We start from the raw sequence: 3,405 nt of genomic DNA on the forward strand, positions 1-3,405 counted from the left end.
AAAGAAATCCCTTCACCAGTCGCATTCGGTTCGCTGAGCAGTCGTAAAAACCACGAACCGCAATGCGAAGAGCAGCCCTCCAGATACTCCCGAGTGTCTCACCCGTTCTAAAACCGCGCAACGCCGCCAGATCGGCTGGTTTCGGCTGATGAAAGTCCGCTGAGACAGCTTGACTGTTCAGATAACGGGCCGAGATCAACGCAGCCTTCTGCTGCGCCTCGCTCGGCATCGTGCCGACTGTGCGGCACGCCGACTACATCGCCTCGTGGCTTGAGGTGCTGCGGGAAGATAACCGCGCCATCGTCCGCGCAGCCTCGCAGGCGAGCAAGGCGGCCGACTGGCTGCTCGGCTTCCTGCCAGAGGAGATCGGCGTCGCCCGCCCAAACCGCGAGGCGGCCTGATAGGATTCCGGCCTTGATCGACGCGTTATTGAACCTATCTCTTTCTATGCTTCGCATGATGGCTCCTCGCCGTCAGCCCCGATTCCGATCGGGGCCCCGTCCTCCCCATGGAGGTTAACCGGCGCAGCCCCACGGAGGGGCGCGTCATGTGCGGCAATTTCTCCGAGGGCCACTTTCAACCTTTGGAGAACATCATGCCACGTAAGTCAGCCCCCTATACCGATGCAGAAATTGCGCTCGCGAAACGCCTTTTCGCGCAAGCGCAGGCCAGTGGGACGCTAAAGCCCCCGCGCGGTCTCATCGCGATCGCGCTGAGCAACGGCTATCGTCAATCCATCTCGCAGGCAGTGACCTATCGCGACTACCTGCGTGACGCGCGGCAGAGGCTTTCGCCTCGCATCGGCGTCGGTGGTGCGCGGCGCCGGAAGTAGAGGGAGAGAGCGGACGGGATTTCGTGACGGGTTGGAGGTTGAGAGAGAGGCTCTCGGCCGCCCGTCGCGGAGTAAATCCCAATGGCTACTGCCGTTCAGAAGATCACCCTGTCGTCCTCGCGCGACATCCCCTTCAACAAGCTGATGCTCAGCCAGTCCAACGTCCGGCGCGTCAAGGCCGGCGTCTCGATCGAGGACCTGGCGTCCTCGATCGCGCGTCGCGGCCTGATCCAGAGTCTGAGCGTCTTTCCCGTCGTCGATGGCGACGGCAATGAGATCGGCATGTTCGAGGTGCCTGCCGGCGGGCGCCGCTTCCGCGCGCTCGAGCTGCTGGTGAAGCAGAAGCGCCTCGCCAAGGTCGCTCCGGTGCCCTGCGTTGTCCGCGAGCGGGATAGCGGCGTCCTTGCCGAAGAGGTGTCGCTCGCCGAGAACATTGAGCGCGCACCACTCCATCCCCTCGACCAGTTCCGCGCCTTCCAGGACATGCGCGACAAGGGCATGAGCGAGGAAGAGATCGCAGCCGCGTTCTTCGTGCCGGCGCAGATCGTGAAGCAGCGGCTGCGCCTGGCGTCGGCATCGCCGGCTCTGCTCGACATCTATGCCGAGGACGGCATGACGCTGGAGCAGCTCATGGCGTTCACCGTGTCGTCCGACCACGCCCGCCAGGAACAGGTCTGGGACGCGATCAAGGACGCCTGGTCGAAGGAGCCGTATCAGATCCGGCGCATGCTTACCGAGACCACTGTGCGCGCTTCGGACAAGCGGGCCGTCTTCGTCGGCGTCGACGCCTATCAGGCCGCCCATGGCGTCATCATGCGCGACCTGTTCCAGTCTGACGATGGTGGCTGGCTGCAGGACTCCGCCCTGCTCGATCGCCTGGTCGCCGAGAAGCTGAAGACCACGGCCGAGGAAGTCGCGACCGAGGGCTGGAAGTGGATCGAGGTCGCCGTCAGCTTCCCCTACGACGCGACGCGAGGCCTGCGCGAGCTGCAGGGCGAACCGCTCGACCTCACGTCCGAAGAACAGGCGACGATCGACGCGCTCAACGGCGAATATCAGAAGCTCGAGGCCGAATATGAAGGCGCCGACGAACTACCGGATGAAGTCGACCAGCGGCTCGGCGAAATCGAGACCGCGCTGGCGGCCTTCGAGACGCGGCCGGTCCGCTTCGACGCCGAGGACATCGCCCGCGCGGGCGTGTTCATCAGCATCGCCCATGACGGCGGCCTCGACATCGATCGCGGCTATGTCCGGGCCGAGGACGAAGCGCCGATCGTCCCGGAGGGCGAAACCGGCGTGGAAGCTGGCGGCGATCCGGCCGAGCCGGTCGTGCAGCGGGCCATCATTACAATCGGAGGCCAGCCCGTCGAGGCCGAAGACGACGAGGACGACGCGATCAAGCCGCTGCCGGATCGCCTCGTCACCGAGCTGACAGCCCATCGCACGCTCGCGCTTCGCAATGCGCTGGCCGACAACCCGCACGTCGCGATGACCGCGCTCCTGCACAAGTTGGTCTCCGACACCTTCCAGCATCGCATGTACACCGGCGCGCTGGAGGCATCGGTCCGTCACACCTTCTTCCCCGTGCAGGACGACGCGCTAAAGGACAGCCCCTCGGCCCGCGCGGTGCATGAGCGCCACGAGGCGTGGACCGGCGGCATCCCTGCCGACGACAGCGCGCTGTGGGATTGGCTGGCGGCGCTCGACGACACCAGCCGCATGGCGCTGCTCGCCCATTGCGTCAGCTATGGCGTCAACGCGCTCTACGAGAAGCCCAATCCCTACGGCGGCAACGGCGTCTCCCAGCACAGCCTCGACATGCGGCTCGGTCAGGCCGATCGGCTCGCCCGCGCCACCGGGCTCGACATGGTGGATGTCGGCTGGCGTCCGACGGTCGGCAACTATCTCGGCCGCGTCACCAAGCCCCGGATCCTTCAGGCGGTCCGCGAAGGCGCCGGCGAACAGGCCGCGCAGCTCATCGACCATCTGAAGAAGGGCGACATGGCCAAGGAGGCGGAACGCCTGCTGGCCGACACCGGCTGGCTGCCGGAGCCGCTGCGGCTGGTCGACGAGGTCGAGGCGCCGGCGGCGAAATCCGAGGCCGACAGCGAGGACGAAGGCGCAGCGCTGCCAGAATTCCTCAGCGCCGACGACGAGGAGGAAGCCCCCACCGACGCCGAGGACGACGAAGGTCACCTCGCCGCCGCCGAATGACCGGAATGCGGAGCGGCTCCGGCCGCTCCGCACCTTCCTCCAATCGAAGGAGTGAGCTCATAGGTCAACCCGATCCCACGACGACCCAGCGCGTCGTCTTCCAATATCTCGTGCCCGTGCATGTCGAGGTCGAGGACGGGCTCGTTTCCCGCGTCACCGTCATCGACGAAACGCCGGTCCGCGATCCCACCGTCGTCGAGGGCGATCTTGCCGATCTCGCCGACGCGGTGCGGGCTGCCGACGACGGCCAGCCCTGGCCGTCCTGGCAGTTCGGCTACTAGCCCGACCACCCTCCGATCCCTCCCGAACCCGGCCCAGCGCCGGGCTTTTTTCGTGTCAGGAGCCCGCCATGACCGATG

General features: G+C 66.1%; 4 protein-coding genes and 1 pseudogene. 4 read left to right on the forward strand and 1 reads right to left on the reverse strand.

Annotated features, from left to right (window positions below):
- Positions 1 to 199, reverse strand: a 199-nt coding sequence (locus tag JHD07_RS35780) for a hypothetical protein (RefSeq protein ID WP_291630772.1), incomplete at its 3' end; no start/stop codon positions are given.
- On the opposite strand from JHD07_RS35780, the pseudogene JHD07_RS35785 reads away from it, so the two are divergent.
- The 4 genes and pseudogenes from JHD07_RS35785 to JHD07_RS35800 all read left to right on the forward strand — a co-directional run.
- A pseudogene (locus JHD07_RS35785) lies at positions 189 to 401 on the forward strand (zincin-like metallopeptidase domain-containing protein); the annotation flags it as partial. The gene JHD07_RS35780 and the pseudogene JHD07_RS35785 overlap by 11 nt on opposite strands.
- Positions 402 to 547: 146 nt before the next feature.
- Positions 548 to 832 carry a hypothetical protein gene (locus JHD07_RS35790; RefSeq protein ID WP_291630774.1) on the forward strand — a complete coding sequence of 95 codons (285 nt, stop codon included), beginning with the start codon at positions 548 to 550 and terminating at the stop codon, positions 830 to 832.
- Between the two features lie 81 nt (positions 833 to 913).
- The gene (locus JHD07_RS35795) at positions 914 to 3,046 is read left to right on the forward strand and encodes a ParB/RepB/Spo0J family partition protein (protein ID WP_291630775.1); all 2,133 of its coding nucleotides are present in this window, start codon (positions 914 to 916) and stop codon (positions 3,044 to 3,046) included.
- Positions 3,047 to 3,105: 59 nt separating this feature from the next.
- Entirely contained in the window at positions 3,106 to 3,327 is a 222-nt protein-coding gene (locus tag JHD07_RS35800) for a hypothetical protein (protein WP_363317684.1), read from the forward strand.
- Positions 3,328 to 3,405 lie beyond the last annotated feature (78 nt).

Source organism: Bradyrhizobium sp. (genome assembly GCF_016462955.1).
Classification (GTDB): domain Bacteria; phylum Pseudomonadota; class Alphaproteobacteria; order Rhizobiales; family Xanthobacteraceae; genus Bradyrhizobium.